The organism is Candidatus Krumholzibacteriia bacterium (genome assembly GCA_035649275.1).
GTDB lineage: Bacteria > Krumholzibacteriota > Krumholzibacteriia.
This window is the reverse complement of the sequence record DASRJW010000101.1, coordinates 90,062-110,841: the sequence shown is the minus strand read 5'-3', so window position 1 is coordinate 110,841 and position 20,780 is coordinate 90,062. Positions and strand designations below refer to the sequence as shown.

The following is a 20,780-nucleotide window of genomic DNA, read 5'->3' as shown; positions in this document are numbered from 1 at the left end:
CATGTTCCACAGCTTGCGGGTCAAGTTCGTCCTCTACTTCGTCGGCTTCACCACGGTCTCCGTGGTGCTGTTGGCGAAGGCGCTCTTCGACCACGAGCACGAGGCGCTCCTGGGGGAGCTGCGCAAGCGCCTGGCGGTGGAGTCGAGCAGCCTCGCCATCCAGTCGCGGGAGGCGATGGAGACCAACGACGACCTGAGCATCCTGGCCACGCTGCGGGGGCGCCGCGTCACCGAGAGCCTGGAGTACGGCGCCGTCCTGCACCCCGACGGCACCGTCTTCGCCCACAGCGACGTCAAGCAGCTCGGCCAGCATTTCGACCTGCCCCCGGAGGCCCAGGAGCTGCGCGACGGCTTCGTCTACCGCACCCAGCAGCACCAAGGGAGCCCGGTGATCGAGGTGTGGACGCCGGTGCAATCCACCCTCGGCGGCGCCCCGGAGCGCATCGGTCTCGTCTGTCTGGCCCTTTCCCAGGAGCCCTTGCTGCTCACGGTGCAGAGCGCCCGTGTCGCCGCCATCCGCGTCGGCGGCCTCTTCATTCTCCTCGGTCTGGTCGGCACCGCCTTCATCACCCGCACGGTGACCAAGCCCATCGGTCAGCTCGTGCAAGGGGTGCGGCGCATCGCCGCCGGAGACCTGGAGCACAAGATGCGGCTGCACCGTGCCGACGAGATCGGCATGCTCTCCGATTCCTTCGATGCCATGACCGACGAGCTGCAGCAGGCGCAGCAGGAGCTGCTGAAGAAGCATCTCTACGAGAAGGAGCTCGAAGTGGCCGGGAAGATCCAGGCGGCGCTGCTTCCCCGCGGCGCTCCGCGCCTGCATGCCGCCACCGTGGCGGCACTTTCGGTTCCCGCCCGCGTCGTCGGCGGCGACTTCTACGATTACCTGCAGCTCCCCGACGGCCGCACCGCTTTCCTGGTCGCCGACGTGGCGGGCAAAGGCGTTTCCGCCGGCCTGGTCATGACCGCGGTGCGCAGCGCGGCGCGGAGCGTCTTCGGCTACACCGCCTCCCCCCGGGAGGCGCTGGCGGCGCTGAACGAGCAGGTGCTGCGCGACTTCGACCGCAAGACCTTCGTCACCCTGCTCGCCATGGTCCTCGACACCAAGGGAGGGCGGCTGTGTATCGCCAACGCCGGTCACCCACCGGTGCTGTGGGTGCACGGCGACAGCGGCAAGGTGGAGATGCTGCAGCAGCGCGGCGCCGCCGTCGGCGTCCTCCCGGGCGAGCAGTTCCGCCGCGTGGTGGAGGAAATCGAGCTGGCTCTGGAACCCGGGGATATGGTGCTCGGCTACAGCGACGGGGTGACCGAGGCTCGCGATCCAGGCGAGGAGCTCTTCGGCGAGCGCCGCCTGCTCGGCTTCGCCCGCCAGAACGCCGCGCTGGAGCCCGAGGCCTTCTTGCAGCGGCTGCAGGCCGAGCTCGTTTCCTTCGCCCAGGATTCGGGGCAATCGGACGACATCACGGCGCTGGCCTTGCGCGCCGCGGGCGCTCCGGCGCGGCTCGCCGCCACCTCGGTCGAGGAGGCCTACGCATGAGGAACTTCCGTGCCCCGCTGCCGGGAGAAGTGCTCGTGCACACCTCGCCCGACTTCTTGCAGGAAGCCTTCACCCGCCTCCGGCCCCTGCTCCGGCCGGCGGTGCAAGCAGGCTACGAGACGAGCCGCGTCTTCCTGATCCTGGACGAGGTCCTTTCCAACGTGTACCGGCACGGCTATCGCCGCGCCAGCGGTCAGCCCATCGGCATCCGGCTGCGCCTCGAAGGCGAGCGCTGCCGCATCACGGTGCGCGATCTGGCGCCGCCCTTCGACAGCGTCTGGCACGGCAAGCGCCGCTCGCTCCCGGCACCGGAAAGCGGCGCCCCTGGCGGGCGTGGCCTGGTGATCATGTACCGCATGTGCCAATCCATGCAGCACCGGGTGCACGCCGAGGGGGGCAACGAACTCGATTTGGTCATGCGGATGTTGCGGCGCTCCGCCCCGGAACGGCCGGAAACGAGCGGCGAAACCGTGTGCAGCACGGAGGAGGATGACGGTGTGGCGGAGAATCGTTAAGGGCTGGAGCCGGGCGACTCCCGCGACCGGGGGCCGCTTGCACGTGCTCGTGGAAGCGGGCGACACCAGCGAGCTCGCCCGGCGGGCGATGACGCTGCAGTCGGTGCTCCTGGACCTGCACCGGCAGCTGGCCTCGGTCGAGTCCCTGGAGGAACTGGCCCGCACCATGGCGCTGGCGCTGATGGGAAGTCTCGCTTGCGAGCGTCTGGTGGTGCTGCGCACCGAGGAGCGCCGGCGCTTTCGTATCGTCGCCAGCCGGGGCGACGTGAGCACGGCGCTGCAAGAGTCGGCGGCGGACATCGCCGGCCAGCTGGCGCCGTTCCTGCCCCATGCCGAGCCCTTGGCGGCTCTGCATCCTCCCTTGAGCTCCGCCCTGCAAGGCGTGGCGGCGCAGTGCGAGACCCTCGGCTTGGCGCGTGCCGGCTGGCTGAACGTCGACCGTCAGGTGGATTGGGTCGTCCTGGTGGGGCCCAAGCTCTCCGGACACGAGTACGACGAGTTCGATCGCTCCCTCTTGCAGGCCACCTTCGACGCCGCCTGGCTCGCTTGCAGCCGCTTGCTCCTGGTGGGCAAGCTCGAAGAGCGCAACAAGGAGCTCTCTGACGCCAACCAGCGCCTCCTTTCCATCGACGATCTGAAGTCGGCGATCCTCACCGGCGTCAGCCACGAGCTGCGTACACCGCTCACCCGCATCTTGAGCTACGCCGAGGCCATGCGCGACGGCGAGCTGCCGGGGGACGAGCGGCAGGCCTGCGTGGACATCATCCTGGGAGCAGCGCAGAAGCTCTCCTCCCACGTGGATCGGGCCCTCGCTTTCGCCCGCGTGATCGGCGGGCGCACGGTGCCGAAGTGCGAGCGCGTGGCCTTGCACCAGAGCGTGGAGGACGTGGTGGTCCTGGAGACGGCGAATGCCTGCGACCGGGGTGTGGCGCTGGAGCAGCGTTGCACGCCGCTCGTGACGCTGACCGATGCGGAGTACGTCCGCATCATCCTCAAGAACCTCGTGGACAACGCGCTCAAGTTCACCCCTCGGGGTGGACAGGTGCTGGTGGAGCTGGTGGCGGCAAGCGGCGGCGGCGCCACGCTGTCGGTGAGCGACAGCGGACCGGGCATCCCCGAGGAGGCGCGGACGCGCATCTGGCGACTCTTCGAGCACGGGGACATCTCGCTCCGTCGCGAGACCCAGGGTCTCGGCCTGGGGCTGGCGCTGGCGCAGCGTCTCGCCCTCGAACTGCGGCTGGAGCTCGAGCTGGCGCGGACCGGTCCGGACGGCAGTGTCTTCCGCCTCCACTTCGCCGAAGCGGCAGCGGCGGCAGCGGAACGTCAGATCGCGACGCAGGCGCTGGAACTGGTGCCGGTGCGCGCTCTCCCGGAGCCACCGGACCGGCGCTGAGCCCGCTTTGCTCGGGGAGCGCCGCTTGTGTTCCAATCCGCTCATGCGGTGGCAGCTCCCCGACGGCGCCCGCGCCGCCTTCCTGATCGGCGCCCTCGCTGGCTGCGTGCGGGTGCTGCACTTGCTGGACTACGCGCGCCTGCCGCTCTTCGCACGGCCGACGGTGGATGCAGCGCTGTACCTGGAGCAGGCGCAGCGCATCGCCGCTACCGGGACGCTGCCCGAGGTCTTCTTCAAACCGCCTCTCTACCCTTACCTCCTCGGTGCCTGGCTGCGCTGCGTCGGTCTCGAGTTCTTTTGGCTGCGCCTGCCCTTCGCCTTGCTGGGAGCGCTCACCGCCGTGCTCACCTGGCGGCTCGGGCGACGACTCTTCGATGCCCGTGTCGCTTTTCTCGCCGGCTGCATGCAGGCGCTGCAGCCCACCGCGGTCTTCTTCGAAGGCGAGCTGCTCGAGGTCGGTCTAGCGACTTGCATCCAGCTCGGAGCGCTGCTGGCGGTGCTGCAGGCCGGGTGCGCGCCACGCCCTCGCCACCGTTTCGCTGCCGGCTTGGCTCTAGGTCTCGGTTGTGTGGCCAAGCCGAGCTTCAGCGCCTGGGCATTGCTGGCGCTCCTCTGGCTCGGCCGCCGCGGCGCCCCGCTGGCGGCGACGGGCCTGCTCCTCGCTCTCGCACCGGTGACGCTGCACAACGCGCGGCACGGTGACTTCGTCCCGGTGGCGTCGAATTTCGGCCTCAACTTCTACCTCGGCAACAACCCCTGGGCGAACGGCCGGATGGCGCCGGCACCGGAGCTGCCGGCGGAACCGGCGCGGGCGCGGCGCACCGCGACGAGCCTCGCCGTCGCCGCCGCCGGTCACGAGCTGCGGCCGTCGCAGGTGAGCCGCTACTGGTTCGACCGCGGCCTCGCCGAAGCGGCAGCCGCGCCGCTGCACACGCTCGTGCTCTTGGGTCGCAAACTCTTCTACGTTTGCAACGGCGCCGCCATCGCGGACAACGAGGATCTCTCCGGCTTGCCGCGCTATCTGTGGGTCTATCGACTCCTCCCGGCGGGCCCGTGGCTTCTCGCCCCCCTCGGGCTCTTGGGGCTTCTGCTTTCCCGCCGCACCCGGGAGCTCCTGCTGGCGCAGAGCTTCGTTGGCGTGCAGGTGCTGGTGCTGCTGCCCTTCTTCGTCGTCGAGCGCTTCCGCTTGCCCTGGGTCCCAGTGCTGGCCGTCTTCGCCGCCTGGTGGTTGCTGCGGCTTCACTCCTTCTGGGGCGAGCGCCGCTTCTGGAAAACCGCCGCCACCGGGGTCGGAGTGCTCGGGCTCTGCAACCTGCCTCTCTTCGGGGTACGAGAGCCCGCGGCGTTGGACCTGGATTACAAGATCGGCTACGCCTACTTGCAGGAAGGAAATCTCGACGCCGCCCTGGCTGCCTACCGCCAGGCGGTAGAGCGGCGGCCGGAATCGGCACTGGCGCGCAACGCCCTCGGCACGCTGCTCGCCGAGCGCGGGGAAGACCTGGACGAGGCCGCCGCGCTGGTGCAGAGCGCGATGGCGCTGGATGCCAGCCACACCGCGCATTTCGCCGAGAGTCTGGCCCTGGTGGAGCTGCGGCGCGGACGACCGCAGGCGGCCCTCGACGCCTGCGCCCGCGGTCTCGCGGCCGCTCCCGATCCGCCGCTGCGAGGCGCGCTGTTGCGGCGCGCCGGGGAGGCGAAGATCGCCCTGGGTCGGGCCGGCGAGGCCCGGACCGATCTGCAGCAGGCCCTCGAGCTCCTGCCGGAGGGCGAGCCACGCCAGCAGGTGCGAGTCTTGCTGCACGACCTGGAAGGCGCGGCCGAGACAGACAGCGTCCCGCCGTGAGACAATTCCCGCAGCGATCCGGCGCCACGGGAGCGCGAGCGGAGGCAAGCGTGAACCTGCTGCACAGCCCGCGCATCTTCGGGTTCGTCGCCCGGCAGATGCTCTGTTCGGTCCCCATGGAAGCGCGGCGGCTCGCCCTCACCTTCGACGACGGCCCCAACCCGCGGGAGACGCCGCGCTTGCTGCGCCTCCTCGCCGAGCATCGCATCCAGGCGACTTTTTTCCTCCTCGGGCGCAACGTGCGGCGCTTCCCGCAGCTGGTGCAGGAGATCGCCGCCGCGGGACACGAGATCGGCAACCATACGCACAGTCACCTGGCGCTGCCGCTGCTGCCGCGACGCGCCATGCTGCGCGAGCTGGAGCGCACCAACCGCCTCATCCACGCCGCCACCGGCCACTGGCCCCAGCTCGTGCGCCCGCCTCTCGGCTGGTTCAGCACCGGGGTGTTGCGCACGCTGGCGGAGCACGGCTATCGGCCCGTGCTCGGCGACGTCTACCCGCAGGATTGCACCCGCCCCGGCGCCGCCGTCATCGCCGCCCGCGTCCTCGCCCGGGTGCAGCCCGGTTCCATCGTCATCCTGCACGACGGTGTCCCCTACGGGCGCGCCGACCGCAGCCAGTCGGTGGAAGCGGTGGCCTTGCTGATCGAGCAGCTGCGGCAGCGGCAGTACACCTTCGCCACCATCAGCCATCTGCTGGAGAGCGCGGGCGGAAAAGAGGCGGCGCCAGCGCCCCTCTCATGAAGGCTCGGCGAGGAAATCTTTCAGCACGGCGTTGAAGCTTTCCGGTGTTTCCAGATTGGGGAAGTGGAAGGCCCCGTCGATCTCCAAGACGTGGGCGCGCGGCGCCTGCGAGGCGATCTGTGCCGCGGTGTGGCGGAAGTCGTCGCGGTCCTCGCGGCCGCAGAGCACGAGCAGGGGCTGCTTGCACTCCATAAGCCGTTGCGCCGTGGGCGTGCCGGTGTCGGTCTCCTCGCTCTGCAACCAATCGCCGCGACAGCGTTCTTGCATGGCGCGCACGCTGCGCTCCAGCTCCGGATCGGCACGCACGCCAGCGAAGGCGCGATCGCTTCGCAGCAATCCGAGAGCGCCGGCGAGGTCTCCGGCACGGGCGCTCTGCCGCATCGCCTGCAGCAAGCTCCGCCACTCTTCTCCCGCTTCGACCCCCCAGAGCAGCGGCGCCACCAGCACCGCAGCGCGCAGCGCCCGGGGCTCCCGCAGGCAAAGCTGCAGGGCGGCGTCGCAGGCCACCCCATGGGCGAGCACCATCCCAGGGTGCAACCGATCCATCCCCACTTGCACCAGGGCGCGCCGGGCGTCGGCGGCGAAGCCGCTCCAGCCGTGGCCGGTAGGGGCGGTGGCCGACCGCCCGTGGCCGCGCCAATCGAGGCGAAAGACCTTGTGCTCGCCGCGCAGCGCTTCGCTCTGTGCCGTCCACTGCCGGTGATCCAGACTGATCTCGTGCAGCATCAGGACCGCGGTGCCTTCGCCCACCACGTCCACGTACATGTTGGTGCCGTCGCTGGTGAAGAAAGGCATGGACGCACCTCCGGCGGGGCACACGCTATCATGCCCCGGCCAGTGACGGAACCCCGGGCAGGTCGAGCCTTGCGCATCGCCTTCGTCAACGCCACGAAGAAGTGGGGAGGGGTGAAGACATGGTGCCTCGACATGGGGAGCGCCCTGCAACGGCAGGGGCACGCGGTGTGGATCTACGGCCGTGCCGGTGACTTCGTGGAGCGAGCGCAGCGACGGGGTCTCGCGGCGCGAGCCGTGCACTTCGGCCCCGACTTCGATCCGCTCTTGGTGGCGCGTTTCCTCCGCTGCTTCGCCCGCGACCGTGTCGACCGCGTGGTGGTGAACGTGAGCAAGGACCTGCGCACCGCCGGCGTCGCGGCGCGGCTGCTCGGCATCCCCACCATCCAGCACCTCGGCGCGCCGGGCGATCTCTGCGACACCTGGAAAGTGCGGGCGAGCCAGCGGCTGCTGCGGCCGCGCCTGCTCGCCTGCAGCGAGTTCGTCCGCGCCGAACTGCAGCGCCGCGTGCCGCTGCTGGGCGCCGCCGACTTCGCCAGCCTGCATCCAGGCACGGAGCTCGCAACCGCACCGGCCTCGAGCCACGGTGCGGTGCGCGTCCTCGTCAGCACCAGCCGTCTCGATGCGGACAAGGGGCATCGGGACCTGCTCGACGCGGCCGCCGCGCTCGCCGCCGAAGCCTTCGACTTCCATCTCGTCCTCGTCGGCAGCGGCACGGAGGAAGCGAGCCTGCGCGCCCAGGCTCGGCGGCTCGGTCTGGAATCGCGCCTCACCTGGGCCGGATTCCAATCCGAGGTGCGACCTTTCCTGCAAGCCGCCGACGTGTTCGTGCTCCCCTCCCTTTGCGAACCCCTCGGTATCGCCTTGCAGGAAGCCATGGCCCACGGCCTCGTCCCGGTGGCGCGCCGCGCCGGCGGCGTGCCGGAGATCTGGCCGCCGGGTCTGGAAGCACTCCTGGTGTCCCCGCAAGCCGGAGCCAACGGCTTGCAGCAGGTGCTCGCGCGCGTGCTCCGCAGCAGCGATGAAGAGCTGCAGCGCTGGAAGCAGCAGACCTGGGAGCACGCCGGTCGCGCCTTCGCCCTGGACCAGCAGGCGCGCCGCTTGGCCGCCTGGCTGGCGGCCTCGGGGCGCCCCTGAGCCCTTTCGGAGCCGTGCCTCAACCACACGACCGCGGGCCCCGACCGTTCGCTGGAAATCCTTGCCTGGGGAGCCTTTGCGATGGACTCCCGGGACGGAGCGAGGCAGCATGCGGGCATTGGAGGCAGAGAGCCCGGTCGCGCCCGCGGCGAGAGGTCGCCCACGAGGGGCGCTCGACGGGCTCCGAAGAAGGAGGAATGTCGTGCGAGCCGTGGACGCAGCTCTGAGCAAGAGCGCCGAAGCACTGTGGCCGGTGTTTCAATTCGCCAACAACCGGCTCAAGCCCGGCAAGCCCTTCCAGCCGCGCTGGGCGCCCGCAGCGTTGCCGCGCAGCTGGGAACGCAGCTTCCCCAAGCTCGGTTGGCCGCGCGAGACCGACTCGCTTTGCCCGCAGTGCGTGAAGGAAGTGCGCGCCGAGATCCTCGCCGACCGCGTCGAGCCGCGGGTGCTGGTGGAAGGCAATCCAGGCGAGATCAAGGCCACGGTCATCGAGCGCGACGGCAAGGTGCTGATGGTGAAGGACTGCCCCAAGCACGGCCGTTGCGAGGACGTCATGGCCATCGACCCGGCGTTCCTGTCGCGCATCGAACGCCTCTACCCGGGCCGGGACTTCAAGTCGCCGACCACGGAGTTGCGCCAGCACGGCACCTCGTCCATCCAGTACGGCCGCGGCGCCGTGCTCACCATCGATCTCACCAACCGCTGCAACATGATGTGCGACCCCTGCTTCATGGACGCCAACCAGGTGGGCTACGTGCACGAGCTGTCCTTCGCCGACGTGCAGAAGATCCTGGACGACTCGCTCTCCATCCAGCCGCGGCGGCAGATGTCAGTGCAGTTCTCCGGTGGCGAGCCCACGGTGAGCCCCATCTTCCTGGAGTCCGTGGCCTACGCGAAAAAGGTGGGCTACTTCAGCATCCAGGCGGCGACCAATGGCATCCGCTTCGCCCAGGACCTGGATTTCGCCTACCGGGCCCGGGAAGCGGGGATGCGCCTGGCGTACCTGCAGTTCGACGGCACCGACAACGCCAGCAACGCCCATCGCAAGATCGGCAACCTCTTCGACGTCAAGCTGCGGGCCATCGACAACCTGGCCAAGGCGGACATCGACGTCGTCCTCGTGGTCACCATCGTCAAGACCATCAACGACGACCAGGTGGGACCCATCATCGACTTCGCCATCGAGAACTCCGACAAGATCAGCGTCGTGTCCTTCCAGCCCGTGAGCTTCACCGGCCGCGACGAGGACATCAGCGATGCCGACCGCGAGCGCATGCGCTACACCCTGTCGCACCTGGCCCACGACGTGAAGAACCAGACCGGCGCCACCGATCCCCTGGTGGACTGGTATCCCCTCTCCGGTCTGGGGCCGTTCTCCGACATGGTGGACCTGATGAAGGGGGCCGGGGCCGACTGGGGTTCGCTCAAGTGCGGCTGCCATCCGAACTGCGGCATCGGCACCATTCTGTTCGTGAACACCAAGACCAAGCAGATGGTCCCGGTGTCGGAATTCCTCAACCTGGAGCGCCTCCTCGCCGACGTGCGCACCATCACCGACGCCAACCGCGGCCGCGCCCTCACCAAGGCGCAGCTGGCCCTGGCGCTGCTGCGCAACTTCGACGCCCAGCGGGCACCGCTGTCGCTGAAGGATTTCCTCAAGAAATTCGACAAGCAGTCCGGCGGTCACGCGGGCTTCGACGATCAGCCGGACTACGATTGGCGGGTGCTCTTCGTGGCCGGCATGTGGTTCCAAGATCTGTTCAACTACGATTTCCGCCGCACCGAGATGTGCATCATCCCCTACGGCACGCAGCAAGGGGAGATCTCGTTCTGTGCCTACAACACCGGCGTGGGCTGGCGGCAGATCGTGGAGCACATGCACATGAACGCCACCACCGCCGAGTGGTACAAGCAGCACGGCAAGCACGGCGTCTACGCCAGCGGCAAGGATCTGGCGCTGCCCATGTACGACGATCCGGTGACCACCCGGGTGCCGCAGCGCCGCCCGCAGCAAGTGACCCTGAAGCTGGGCGGCAACGGCAATGGGAATGGGAATGGCAACGGCCACACCGAAGCGACGGCAGTCCAGGCACCTAGCGGCGTAGGTTGCGGCACCGGCTGCGGCTGCGGCTGAGAAGCGCGGGGCGCCCGGAACCGGCGCTCGCATCGCTGCATTCCAAGGGATGGAGGGGAGACCCTTCATCCTTTTTTTTGCCCCTGCCAGCATGTAGCATGACAGGGTCCCGCCAAGGTGGTGAGCATGTCGCGTCGCATTGCCGTCGTCTTCCTGGTGGCACTCTGCCTCGGTTCGTTGCCTGGCGCGAGCGTGGCCCAGAACCGGTTGGCCACGGGTCAGCATCCGCCGGCCCTCGAGGCGCAGGTGGACAGCTGGTACCTGGAAGCGATGGAGGCGATCTACCAGGGACGCCCGAGCGAAGCGGACCGCGTCGCCACCGCCATGGAACGCGCGGTGCCGGAGGATCCGCGGCCCTATCTCTTGCGGGCGCGCATCCTGCGCCTCGATCTCCCGGATCAGAACGAGGACCGCGACGCCATCGGCGCCAAGGCGGACGCGATCAAGCGCGCCTGCGAACAAGCTCTGTCCGCCTCCGACGCGATCGTGAAACGGGATCCAGGTTCCGTGGCGGGACATCTCTACCGCGGCTGGGCCTTCATGTTCCTGGCCCAGGTGCACGCCCTTTCCAACGAGTACTGGGGCGCGGGCCGGAAGGCGGCGGCGGGAAAGAGCGACTTGGACTTCGTCCTCGCCGGCGAGCCGGGAAACCCGGACGCGCTCCTCGTCCAGGGCGTCTACCTCTACTTCGCCGACATCCTCCCCGGGATGGTGAAGTTCGCCCGCGTCTTCCTGCGCGTCCCGGGCGGCCACCGGGAGCGCGGCCTGGAATACATCGCCGCCGCGGCCGCACGGCAGGGCTACACCGAGCTGGATGCGAAGACGCTGCTGGCCGTGGTGCTCTTCGGCTTCGAGGGTCGCCTCGAGGAGGCCCGGATGCACTTCGACGCCGTGCTGGAGCCCTACCCGGACAACGCCCGCCTCATCGAACCGGTGGCGGCGATGAGCTTCTGGTTCCCACGGGAGATGGAGGCCACGAGGCAACGCACGGAGGAAACGGCGCAGGTCGTTTCCAACAGCCCCGAGCAGGGGGAGCGCAACGTCGCCGCCCGCTTGCAGTTCTACTTGGGGCTGCAAGAGTTCCTCACGGGCCGCGTGCAAGCGGCCCGGGAGCGACTCGAGACCCTGAGCCGCAATTTGCCCACCGATCCAGATTGGCTGGAAGCGGATGTGCTGCGCAGCCTGGTGGATCTGGACCGAATCCTCGGCGAGGACGAGGTGGCGAGTTCCCGCCTGGCGGCGCTGCCGGAGAAGAGTCCGCTCCGCAGCCGCCTGTACCGCGTCCTGCAGGAACCGGCACCGCTGGAGCAGGAGCGGCGCAATCTGCTGGCGCTTCAAGGCGACCTGGAAGCGATGTACGCCGGGGCGCCGGATGGGGCGGCGAGTGCCCTCGCGGGGCTCCAGGACCAGAGCAGCCCTCCCCTCGATTTCTATCGAGGTGAGCTCGAGCTCCTCCGCGACCGGCCCGAGGCGGCAGAGCCGTACTTCACCCGCCTGACCCAGGTGAAGGGTGATGGTTGCTGGTCCTTGTTCCGCTACGTCGCTTACCTGCGCCTGGCGGAGATCCAAGGCGGCTCGGGGCACTACAGCGCCGCGGCGTCGACGCTGCAGAAGGCGATGGACAGCCGGGAGCAGCGTGATCTGCTGCGGCACGTGACCCGAGCTCGGAAGCGCTACTACGAGAACGGTGCCGCTGCCCCGGCCGGCACACGCACGGCAACGCGCCAGGATGGGCCCGGCAGCGCCCGCGCCCAGTCGCAGTGATCAGCCCCCGTCCCGCGCCGCGCCCTGCCACACCGAGCTCCCCGCCCAGCGATAGAGACGAAACGGCCCGCGGATGACTGCAGGGAGCGCATCGTCGTTCGGCACGTAGGTGCGTGCCGAAGGCACGGGGTCGCCGGGAAGCAGAACCAGGAGATCCGGCTCCAGCTCGAAGACGAAGCCGAAGGCCGCGTCGGTATCGTCCGGGCCGGTGGGAGTCATCTGTCGCGCCGCCGCCACCCGCGGGCTGATGCGTCCTTGCACGTCTTCGACCCGCAGGCCGCTGTGGTAACCGAGGGCGCCGACACGGGCAGCGCCGACGATGGCTTCGGGCACCGCATGCGCTCCCAGCCAGCGACCGATGCGCTCGTAAGCGACGTCCACTTCCGGAGCCGCGGTGCGGCCCCCGGCGGTCCAACTCGGCTGGGCCACGACCAGGAGCAGCGCCGCCACCAGGGCCGGCCGCGTGCGCGTCCGGCGCCACACCGCTTCGACGGCGAGCAGGTAGCCGAGGGGAAGGACGGGCGCGAGCAAGCGCTGCACTTCCGCGCCGCGCGCGGGCGCCATGGAGAACAGCGCCAGCGCCAGCAACCCCCAGGCGAGTCCGAGACGGCGTCCGAGCCAGAGGCGGCGATGCAGCCACTCGGACACCAAGATGGCGAGAGCGAGGACCATCACCGGACGGCGCAGCACCAGGTCGAGCACCAGACTGGCGGCGCGATACAAGCTGGTAGCCGAGGGTGGCCACGGTTCCCACGTGGCAGGATGCTGGCCGTAGTGCGCCCAGCGCCAACCGAGGCACAGCACGGCCCCGGCGATGGCGCCGGCCAAGGGCAGCCAGGCCCGCAGGCGCCGCGGTTCGCGCAACCCGGCGCCGAGCGCCACCGGGAGCGCCACCAGCACGAGGTCCGTGCGCACACAAGCAGCGAGCGCCGCCCACGCCGCGAGGGCGAGGTCCGAGCCCGTGTCGCCCTTGCCGGTGCGCAGGATCGGAATCAAGAGCACTAAATAGAGCGCCGCGAGCGGTCCGCTGGCACCGGAAATCGTGTGCGCCACCACGAGCCGATCGAGAGCGAGGAAGAGGGCGGCGCCGGCGCCGACGAGAGCGTCGCGCGGCCCGTCGAGAACGCTGAGCAGCCCGGCAACGCCGAGGAAGATGCCGAGGATCATGACCCAGAAGGGGGCGCGGGAAGAGAACGAGAGCAGCGAGAGCACCCCGACCCAGATCGGGCTGTCGGCCAGATCGCGCTTCTCTCCGGGGTTGAACGCCAGACCCTCGCCGCTGCGGAAATTGGTCGCCACCCTGAGCGCCGTGTAGCCGGCGTCGTCCGGCTGCAGGCCCACCTGCAAGCACAGATGGGCCGTCAACCCCAGGAAGATCGCCACGGGTATCAAGCCGAGGAGGGTGCGCATCGAGGTCCCGGGTTCTTGGTGGCGCGGCGAAACCACGCCGCGTTCACGCCAGAGCGGCCAGACCGCCTTGGGTTCCCACCCAGACACGCCCGTCGTGCACCAGCATGCTGGTGACGTGAGCGTGCGGAAGACCGTCGAGCAGTCCTAGCCTCTTGCCGCGGGACTCGAGCGCGGTGCCCCGTGCAGGATCCAGACTGGCGCTCGCCGCGACCCAGGCGCCGGCGTGCGACCCCACGTGGAGATTGCCTGCATGGACCAGCACCGCGGTGATGTGGTTCTCCGCTTCGCCTTCCCAGGCGTAGCTCTCGAGGCGATTGCCTTGCCAGCGAACGAGTCCATGATCGGTGCCGATCCAGAGCCGCTCGAGCCCGTCCCAGGCCAAGCAATTCGCACGCCCCACGGCCAGGTCCCAGCGTTCCGGGCGCGGCGCCGCCGGGGACCAGAGGTAGTAGCTCGCCCCGGGCCGGGCGGCGAGGACGAGCCCGGGGGCACCGGCACCGGCGAGGAAGAACGACGGGTTCTCGCCGCGAAACGCCACCTCGCTCCAGGCGCCTTGCACACGCACGTGCAGCCCGGCGCTGCCGAGGGCCAGCAACATTCCCTGCCAGGACACGAGCTGGTGCACCGCACGCCCGGGAAACTCCAGGTCGCGCAGCCAGCGCCCGCGGAAGTCGCGGCCGAAGAGGCCGTGCCGGGTGGCGCACCACAGCGTGCCGGCCTCGGGATCATGCGCCAGGGCGTGGACCTCGGGGGAGCGCTGCTGCCGCACCACGCTCTCGCAGGACCAGTGTTCGTCGGCGAAGTGGAGGACGCGACCGCCATCGCCACCGCAGGCCAGACCGCGCGGCGTCGCTGCCAGGCAGGCGATGCGCGCTGATTCGGGCTCGGCGGCGGAAGCCCGCCAGCGCGATTCCGGCAGGTTGCGCCAACGGCGGGAGAAAGTGGTGATCCGTGGCGCGAAAGCGGCGGCCTCGGGGCGACGACGGAAGCGCAGCGCGCCGCGGCCGCTCGCTCCCCCGTCCGGGAGCACCTCGCGCGGCGTGGCGGCACCGGCCCCTTCCACGAGTCGGCACAGGCTGCTGTGTTGCACGCACCAGAGCTCGCCACGATGGCTCGCCAGGTGGCGCACCGGAACTTCGTCGAGCGGCTCTGCCTCCACCTCCCCGCTGGCGGCAGCCTCGAGGTCGGAGAGAGGCAGGCGGTACAGTCCGGTGGCGGTGCCGAGATAGAGATGCTCGCCGTGGGCGCAGACCGCATGCACCCGCCCGTGCTCCACCGGCCCTTGGGGGTCGCCGAACTGGATCCGACCCCAGCGCCGGAGTTCGGCCGGGCGTTGCAGAAGATCGCGCCTCCGTGCCACGTGCGCGCACCCATGCACGCCGACGACGACGTACTCGCCCGCCTGGATCACGGTGGTGGCGTAGCGCGAGGTCAGGCCTTCCTGCTCGCTCCACTGGTAGAGGGACGGTTCCTCGGCCGCGCCCGTGGCCAAGAGCAGGATGCCGCAGTTGTTCGAGATCACCAGGAGGCGCAGGCGCTCCGGCTGGCACTCGAGGGCCAGGAGATGCAGCAACCGCGCCTGTGGCAAGGGCAGTTCTAGGAGTTCGAAACCGCCGGCCCCCTCCCGGTAGATCCGCCCGCCGCCGGTGGTGGCGTGCAGTCGGCCGTGGACGAAAGCGATGCCGTTCAGATAGGCGCCGGTGCCGCGGGCGTGCGCTAGGGCTCGCTGCCACCGCGGTCGCGGCGCGCCGGCGAAGGTGTCTTGCAGCAACCGCGCCGCGTCGTCGCTCCAGGCCAGGCCGTTGGGAGTGGCCACGGCGATGCGACTCCCTTCCTGCGCCACGTGCAGGACCGGATGGGCGGGGATGCCGTCGGCGGTGGTCCACTTGGCCTGACGGCCGCTTTCGGGATCGAGGAAGGAAAGACCGCCCTGGTGGGCGATCCACAGTCCGGTGGACGTCGGGCAGATGGACTGGATGCCCGTCGAGTGCGTGAAGACTCGGTCGATCATGCGCGGACCCTGGCGCGATCCTCGTCGTTCTCCAGCGCGGTGTCGTTCTCCACCGCGGTGGCGGAGCCGTTCCGCGCTCCGGCTCGTTCCTTCGACCGCTGGCGCGGGAGTACTGCAGTGTAACAGTCAGCCTCTGCACCAGGCAATACCGCACCCGGCAAAGCTTTTGACCGCTCGGGCGCCATTTGGCATCATCGCTGCGATCGCGCCGGGTCGGTCCCCGTGCGCGCGAGAAACCGAAGAAAGGAGCCCTCGTGGCGCCTTCGACGACCTCCTCGTCCCGCGTCGACGCGCTGGTGCGCGAGCAGGAACAGCATTTCCAGCACTGGGAGAAGATCAAGGACGTCGTCGACCAGTGCATCGACATGATGCTCAACTACCGCCAGAGCGGTCATCCCGGCGGTTCGCGCTCGAAGGTGCATGCGATGCTGGTCCTGCTCCTGGGCGGCGTCATGCGCTGGGACCTGCGCCATCCGGAGAAGCGCTTCGGGGACCGTTTCGTCCTCGTGGCCGGGCACTGCACCCCCTTGCTGTACTCCATGCTCGCCGTCCTTTCCGAGTCGCTCCGCGTCCTCCACCGGGAGACCGGCGAGGCGCGCTATCGCATCCCGAAGTCCGAGGAGTTCGCTCTCCACTGGGAGGACCTGCTGCTCTTCCGCCGCAACCGCGGCCTCCCGGGCCACGCCGAGATGGAGGGCAAGACGCTCTTCGTCAAGGCGAACACCGGTCCTTCGGGGCACGGGTCCCCGCCGGCCGCCGGTATCGCCATGGCGCTCAAGCGCGCCGGTGCCGAGGGCGTCCGCGTCTTCGCCCTGGAGGGCGAAGGCGGCCTGACCCCGGGCGCCGCCCACGAGACCCGCAACTCCGCCTGGGGCCTGGGGCTGGACAACCTGGTGTACTGCGTGGACTGGAACGACTTCGGCATCGACGAGCGCCCCGCCAGCAGCGTCGTGCACGGTTCGCCGGCGGACTGGTTCGGCGCCAGCGGCTGGCGCGTCATCGGCGTCGAGCAGGGCATGGACTGGCCGGAGTTGACCCGCGGTCTGCTCGAGACCGTGCACGGCGACAACCCGCAGCATGTCCCCAGCGTCTGCTACTTCCGTACCCGCAAGGGGCGGGGCTACGGCGTGCTCGACGCCAAGTCCCACGGCACGCCGCACAAGCCCAACAGCGAGCTGTACTGGAAGGGACGGCAAGAGTTCGCCGCCAAGTACGGCGTGGAGTTCGCCGGGATGAACGACCCCGTGCCCGCCAGCGCCGAGGCCTGGCGCCAGCAAGTGGTGCACAACTTCACGGTGGTCATGAAGGTGTTGCACGACGACGTGGAGTGCGTGCGCTACATGGCCGACCGCCTGGTGGAGCTGGGAGATTCGGTGCCCGAGTCCATCCCCAGCTTCCGCTTCCCCCGGCCCGGCAACCCGGCGACGGATCCGGAGCTCACGGACTACGAGCGCTATCCCCAGGAGCTGTTCGAGAAGCCCGGTGCCAAGGCGCCGAACCGGGCGGCCCTCGCCAAGTGGGGCGCGTGGGTGAACGCCTGGTCGCAGGCGAAATACGGGCGCCCGCTGTTCCTGGCCATGTCGGCGGACCTCGCCGATTCCACCAACATCGCCGGTTTCGCCAAGGGTTTTGGCAGCTTCGCCGGCTACGGCTGGTACGAGCGCACATCGAATCCCGAGGGCGTGCTCTTGCCGCAAGAAATCACCGAGTTCACCAACGCCGGCATCGCTTGCGGCATCGCTTCCACCAACCTATCGGAGCGGCCGTTCGAAGAATGGTCGGGCTTCATGAGCGCCTGCTCGACCTACGGATCCTTCGTCTATCTCAAGTACGGCCCCATGCGTTTGTTCAGTCAGGTCGTCCAGGATTGCCAGATCCGCCTCGGCAAGGTGCTCTGGGTGGCCGGCCACTCCGGTCCCGAGACGGCGGAAGACTCGCGCACGCACTTCGGCATCTACGAACCGTACGTGACCCAGCTCTTCCCGGACATGCAGGTCGTCGACCTGCACCCGTGGGAACACAACGAGGTGCCCGTGGCCATCGCCGCGGGCCTCCGCCATGGCGCCCCCATCCTGGCGCTGCATCTGACGCGGCCTGCCATCGAGATCCCCGACCGCGCCGCTCTGGGGATCCCGTCGTACACCGCCGCAGCGCGCGGCGCCTATGTGCTGCGTGACTACCATCCGGGGCAGCCGCAGCGCGGTGTGGTCATCGTGAGCGGCACGTCGACGACGGCGAACTTGGTACGCATCCTCCCGGACCTGGCGCAGGAGAAGCTCAACGTCAAGGTCGTCGCGGCCATCTCGCCGCAACTGTTCTGGTCCGAGTCCAAGCGCTACCAGGAGAGCGTCCTCTCCGCCAGCGAGTGGATGGACTCCATGGTGGTCGCCAACCGTGGCCGGCGCACCCTCACGGACTGGATCCCGCACCGCATCGCAGCGGAGTACGCCATGACGCCCGACTGGGACGACCGCTGGCGCACCGGTGGCTCTGTCGAGGAAATCGTCGAGGAAGCGCACCTGTCGCCGCGCTGGCTCCTGCAGGGCATCGAGCGCTTCGTCCGCGAGCGCGACACCCGGCTCCGCCGGCTCCGCGAAGCCGTGGAACAGGCAGAGAAAGCCTAGTCGGGCGGAGCCCAACGAGGCCACCGCAGCGCCACTCGAGTCGCCCCCGGTACTGCAGGCGGCCGGCGCACGTCATTTCCTCGGCCAGCCTCTGCTCCGCGCCGGCCCTTCGTCCCTTGTTGAGCACATTCTGCGCTCAGCGCTACAGTTTCCCTTCCCTCGTCACCCCCACCACCAGACGTCGCTTACACCCTGCCCCTCGGACAGCGCTCAGGTGCCGGAGAACGGTGAGCGCTCTCTCCGAGTCCCGGCCCGAGAGAGCGGAAAACAACGAGAGGTCTGGCACGCTCGGTCCGCGACTCCGATGGAGAACAGTGAGCGCTCGGTTCAGGCTCCACTGCCGGAGGTTCGTGCACTCAAAGGGTGCACTGTCTTGTGATCGTGCACTCGTTTTGTGCACCCGGCCCCCTGGGTACGACACCACGGCTTGCATTCGCCGTTTCTAAAGGAAGATTCGTGCCGGACAGAAGGATTCGTGCCGGAAGGAAGATTCTTGCCTGATAGAAGATTCGCGCCGGTGGAGGAATGTGGGGCTGCTCGTGCCCGAGTCCTAGGTGTGAACGCTGTTGACGAACCGTGTCGCCGGCGTAGTCAGCGCGGTAGACAGGAGGACCACAGAAGCCTCGGCCCGAGAGGCGACGCGCGAAACTCTTCCCATGCCCGGAATTGTGAGGCTTTTCACCTGCAGGGATCCGTGGTGAACGCTTGTGACGCTTTCACCGGCGCCGGGGCGATCAACGGGCCCGTGTGGTCCCTGCACCCGTGGCACGGGCGTTGCCACGGCGGCTGGCGGCGAGCTCCGGTGGCAGGCCGAACTGGACGTCTTCGCGAATGAGCTCGCGCTCCTCGATCTGTGCCCCCTGCGCCGCCAGCCAGGCAAGCACCTCTTGCACCAGGTGCTCGGGCGCCGATGCACCGGCAGTGACGCCGACGTGCTCGACTCCCGCGAGCCAGGAGGGGTCGATGTCGGCCACTCCATCGACGAGGTAAGCGCGCGCCCCGTTTTCTTCGGCCACCTCGCACAAGCGCTTGGAATTCGAACTCGATTCCGAACCGAGCACGAGGACCACTTGGGCCCCGTCGCCCACGAGGGCTTTCACCGCTTCCTGGCGATTCTGGGTGGCATAGCAGATGTCGTCCTTCGGGGGGCCGGTGAGCCGAGGGAAACGCGCTTGTAGGGCGGCGACGATGTCGCGGGTCTCATCGACGCTGAGCGTCGTCTGCGTGAGATAGACGAGCTTGTCATGGCGCGGCAGCTGCAGACGCTGGGCCTCCTCGACGCTGCCCACCAAATGAATGCGCTCCGGCGCCTCTCCGGTTGTGCCCAGGACCTCGTCGTGACCCGCATGGCCGATGAGAAAGATCTCGTAGCCTTGTTTGACGAACCGGCGCACCTCGAGATGCACCTTCGTCACCAAGGGGCAGGTGGCATCGATGACACGTAGCCGCCGGCGCTGGGCATCCTCGCGCACGCTGGGTGAGACACCATGGGCGCTGAAGATGACCACGCGCCCTTCAGGGACCTCGTCGAGGGAATCGACGAAGATGACCCCACGGGTGCGGAACCCTTCGACGACGGCGCGGTTGTGGACGATCTCCTTGCGAACATAGAGCGGAGGCGGAAAGAGATCCAGCGCCAGATCCACGATCTCGATGGCTCGATCCACGCCGGCACAGAAGCCGCGGGGACGCATGGCAGTGGCTCGCACGAAGCGCCTCCTCACTCGGCAGGACCCGAAGTGCAGTGTAGGGCCAATGCGAGTTCCGGACCAGTTCCGAAGCCAGCGGCCCGGAGTGCGCTGGAGAGGGCCCGCGGGGCTGGCGCGGAGGCCTTTACCGGTGAACCCACGTGGCGCGACCCAGGGGGTAGCGATCCCGCCGAGGGGACGAGAGCAAGTCAGGGGAAGACGGCACCGTCAGGGGATGCAACGGTGCCATCAGATGTCGAAACGCAGACCGCCGCGCACGAAGGCGCCGTCCATGTCCACCTTCAGGTCCACGGGAACCCCTTGGATGAGGAAGCCCTGCGAAGGCGATCCCCAATGGTATCCCGCTTCTCCGAACAGACCCACTGCCGGCGCCAGCCGGATGCCGAGACCCGCCGCCGCTTGCCAACCGAAACCGGTGAAGGTCTCGTCCTCGGCCAGCGCGTCGAGCAGGGGATCGCCGGTGCCGCCGCCGCCCACGTTCTCCAGGAACAGCATCTCGTAGGAGAGCGTGGTGGATACGAAGGGCGAGACCGTCTCGCTGACCGGCAGCCGCAGCCGCAAGGTCACGCCCAGCGGCAGGAGGTGCGCCGAGGTGTGATCCGATTCCACCACCTGCAGCGGCAGGTTCTCGAAATTCGCTTGGGAGAGAACCAGCACATTGTCGGTGCTGCGGTAGTAGTAGTCGGCGCTGAAGCCGATCTCGAACACGTTCTGCAACGATCCGCCCACTTCGAATCCCAGGAAGAGGCCATCGGTGGCGCTGTCCTCGCCGACGCGCAGGCCGCCTCCTTTCAGCGCCAGATACGATTCCCGTTGGGAACCGTAGAGGCTGGTGCGAGTACGGCGATGCTCCAGGACCACGCTGCCGTCCACTGGCGGGCCCCAGGTCTTACGCGCATACGGGCTCGGAGCGAACGTGCCCGGGCCTTGCAACCTCTCGCGCCGCCCGACCGCACTGCGGCTGGCCGGTGCCTCCGAGGCGCCTGGCGCGGCCCAGGGACCTGGGTCATTCCGGCGCACGGACATAGAAGAGCTTGTGAGCTGGGACAACCAGGAGCTCGGTCTCTCGGGAGCATCCGGGACCGTACCTGGGGTGAACCCGGAGGCTGCGTCCCGGCTGCGGACCGCGTCGACCGTGAACTCGACGATGGGGTCCCTTGCCGGCACC

14 protein-coding genes are annotated in these 20,780 nt (G+C 69.1%); 9 read left to right on the top strand and 5 right to left on the bottom strand.

Annotated elements, in window-relative coordinates:
- The first annotated feature begins 1 nt into the window (after position 1).
- From VFE28_10380 to VFE28_10360, 5 genes are read left to right on the top strand one after another with little or no spacing between them, the layout of a single operon-like run.
- Entirely contained in the window at positions 2 to 1,537 is a 1,536-nt protein-coding gene (locus VFE28_10380; GenBank protein ID HZM16401.1) for a SpoIIE family protein phosphatase, read from the top strand.
- The gene (locus tag VFE28_10375) at positions 1,534 to 2,052 is read left to right on the top strand and encodes an ATP-binding protein (GenBank protein ID HZM16400.1); all 519 of its coding nucleotides are present in this window, start codon (positions 1,534 to 1,536) and stop codon (positions 2,050 to 2,052) included. Before VFE28_10380 ends, VFE28_10375 begins: the two co-directional genes overlap by 4 nt.
- Positions 2,033 to 3,445, top strand: a complete 1,413-nt coding sequence (locus VFE28_10370) for a HAMP domain-containing sensor histidine kinase (protein ID HZM16399.1) — start codon at positions 2,033 to 2,035, stop codon at positions 3,443 to 3,445. Before VFE28_10375 ends, VFE28_10370 begins: the two co-directional genes overlap by 20 nt.
- A gap of 25 nt (positions 3,446 to 3,470) precedes the next feature.
- A complete protein-coding gene (locus VFE28_10365) occupies positions 3,471 to 5,288 on the top strand; it encodes a glycosyltransferase family 39 protein (GenBank protein ID HZM16398.1) in 1,818 nt (605 codons plus the stop codon).
- Between the two features lie 50 nt (positions 5,289 to 5,338).
- On the top strand, positions 5,339 to 6,031 hold the full coding sequence (locus VFE28_10360; GenBank protein HZM16397.1) for a polysaccharide deacetylase family protein: 693 nt from the start codon (positions 5,339 to 5,341) through the stop codon (positions 6,029 to 6,031).
- Here the strand turns inward: VFE28_10360 and VFE28_10355 are convergent.
- Positions 6,026 to 6,826 (bottom strand): alpha/beta hydrolase, encoded by an 801-nt coding sequence (locus tag VFE28_10355; GenBank protein ID HZM16396.1) that lies wholly within the window; start codon positions 6,824 to 6,826, stop codon positions 6,026 to 6,028. The genes VFE28_10360 and VFE28_10355 overlap by 6 nt on opposite strands.
- Before the next feature lie 69 nt (positions 6,827 to 6,895).
- On the opposite strand from VFE28_10355, the gene VFE28_10350 reads away from it, so the two are divergent.
- From VFE28_10350 to VFE28_10340, 3 genes are all read left to right on the top strand, one after another.
- Positions 6,896 to 7,960 carry a glycosyltransferase gene (locus VFE28_10350; protein HZM16395.1) on the top strand — a complete coding sequence of 355 codons (1,065 nt, stop codon included), beginning with the start codon at positions 6,896 to 6,898 and terminating at the stop codon, positions 7,958 to 7,960.
- A 202-nt stretch (positions 7,961 to 8,162) separates the two neighbouring features.
- Positions 8,163 to 10,094, top strand: a complete 1,932-nt coding sequence (locus VFE28_10345) for a radical SAM protein (protein HZM16394.1) — start codon at positions 8,163 to 8,165, stop codon at positions 10,092 to 10,094.
- A 126-nt stretch (positions 10,095 to 10,220) separates the two neighbouring features.
- Entirely contained in the window at positions 10,221 to 11,858 is a 1,638-nt protein-coding gene (locus tag VFE28_10340; protein HZM16393.1) for a hypothetical protein, read from the top strand.
- On the opposite strand, the gene VFE28_10335 is transcribed toward VFE28_10340, so the two are convergent.
- Positions 11,859 to 13,268 carry a hypothetical protein gene (locus tag VFE28_10335; protein ID HZM16392.1) on the bottom strand — a complete coding sequence of 470 codons (1,410 nt, stop codon included), beginning with the start codon at positions 13,266 to 13,268 and terminating at the stop codon, positions 11,859 to 11,861.
- A gap of 43 nt (positions 13,269 to 13,311) precedes the next feature.
- Positions 13,312 to 15,279 carry a two-component regulator propeller domain-containing protein gene (locus tag VFE28_10330; protein HZM16391.1) on the bottom strand — a complete coding sequence of 656 codons (1,968 nt, stop codon included), beginning with the start codon at positions 15,277 to 15,279 and terminating at the stop codon, positions 13,312 to 13,314.
- A gap of 254 nt (positions 15,280 to 15,533) precedes the next feature.
- Between VFE28_10330 and VFE28_10325 the strand changes: the two genes are divergently transcribed.
- Positions 15,534 to 17,903: a transketolase gene (locus VFE28_10325; protein ID HZM16390.1), complete on the top strand. Its 2,370-nt coding sequence runs from the start codon at positions 15,534 to 15,536 to the stop codon at positions 17,901 to 17,903.
- Positions 17,904 to 18,637: 734 nt separating this feature from the next.
- Here VFE28_10325 and VFE28_10320 read toward each other — a convergent pair.
- Together VFE28_10320 and VFE28_10315 are read right to left on the bottom strand one after the other, a co-directional pair.
- Positions 18,638 to 19,612, bottom strand: coding sequence for a 4-hydroxy-3-methylbut-2-enyl diphosphate reductase (locus tag VFE28_10320; protein ID HZM16389.1), 975 nt, complete (start codon positions 19,610 to 19,612; stop codon positions 18,638 to 18,640).
- A gap of 228 nt (positions 19,613 to 19,840) precedes the next feature.
- The gene (locus VFE28_10315) at positions 19,841 to 20,473 is read right to left on the bottom strand and encodes an outer membrane beta-barrel protein (GenBank protein ID HZM16388.1); all 633 of its coding nucleotides are present in this window, start codon (positions 20,471 to 20,473) and stop codon (positions 19,841 to 19,843) included.
- Between the last annotated feature and the right edge of the window lie 307 nt (positions 20,474 to 20,780).

Coding starts and splice junctions, on each gene's coding strand:
- VFE28_10380 (HZM16401.1), top strand. CDS start 2: ATGTTCCACAGCTTGCGGGTCAAGTTCGTCCTCTACTTCGTCGGCTTC.
- VFE28_10375 (HZM16400.1), top strand. CDS start 1,534: ATGAGGAACTTCCGTGCCCCGCTGCCGGGAGAAGTGCTCGTGCACACC.
- VFE28_10355 (HZM16396.1), bottom strand. CDS start 6,826: ATGCCTTTCTTCACCAGCGACGGCACCAACATGTACGTGGACGTGGTG.
- VFE28_10340 (HZM16393.1), top strand. CDS start 10,221: ATGTCGCGTCGCATTGCCGTCGTCTTCCTGGTGGCACTCTGCCTCGGT.
- VFE28_10335 (HZM16392.1), bottom strand. CDS start 13,268: ATGCGCACCCTCCTCGGCTTGATACCCGTGGCGATCTTCCTGGGGTTG.
- VFE28_10330 (HZM16391.1), bottom strand. CDS start 15,279: ATGATCGACCGAGTCTTCACGCACTCGACGGGCATCCAGTCCATCTGC.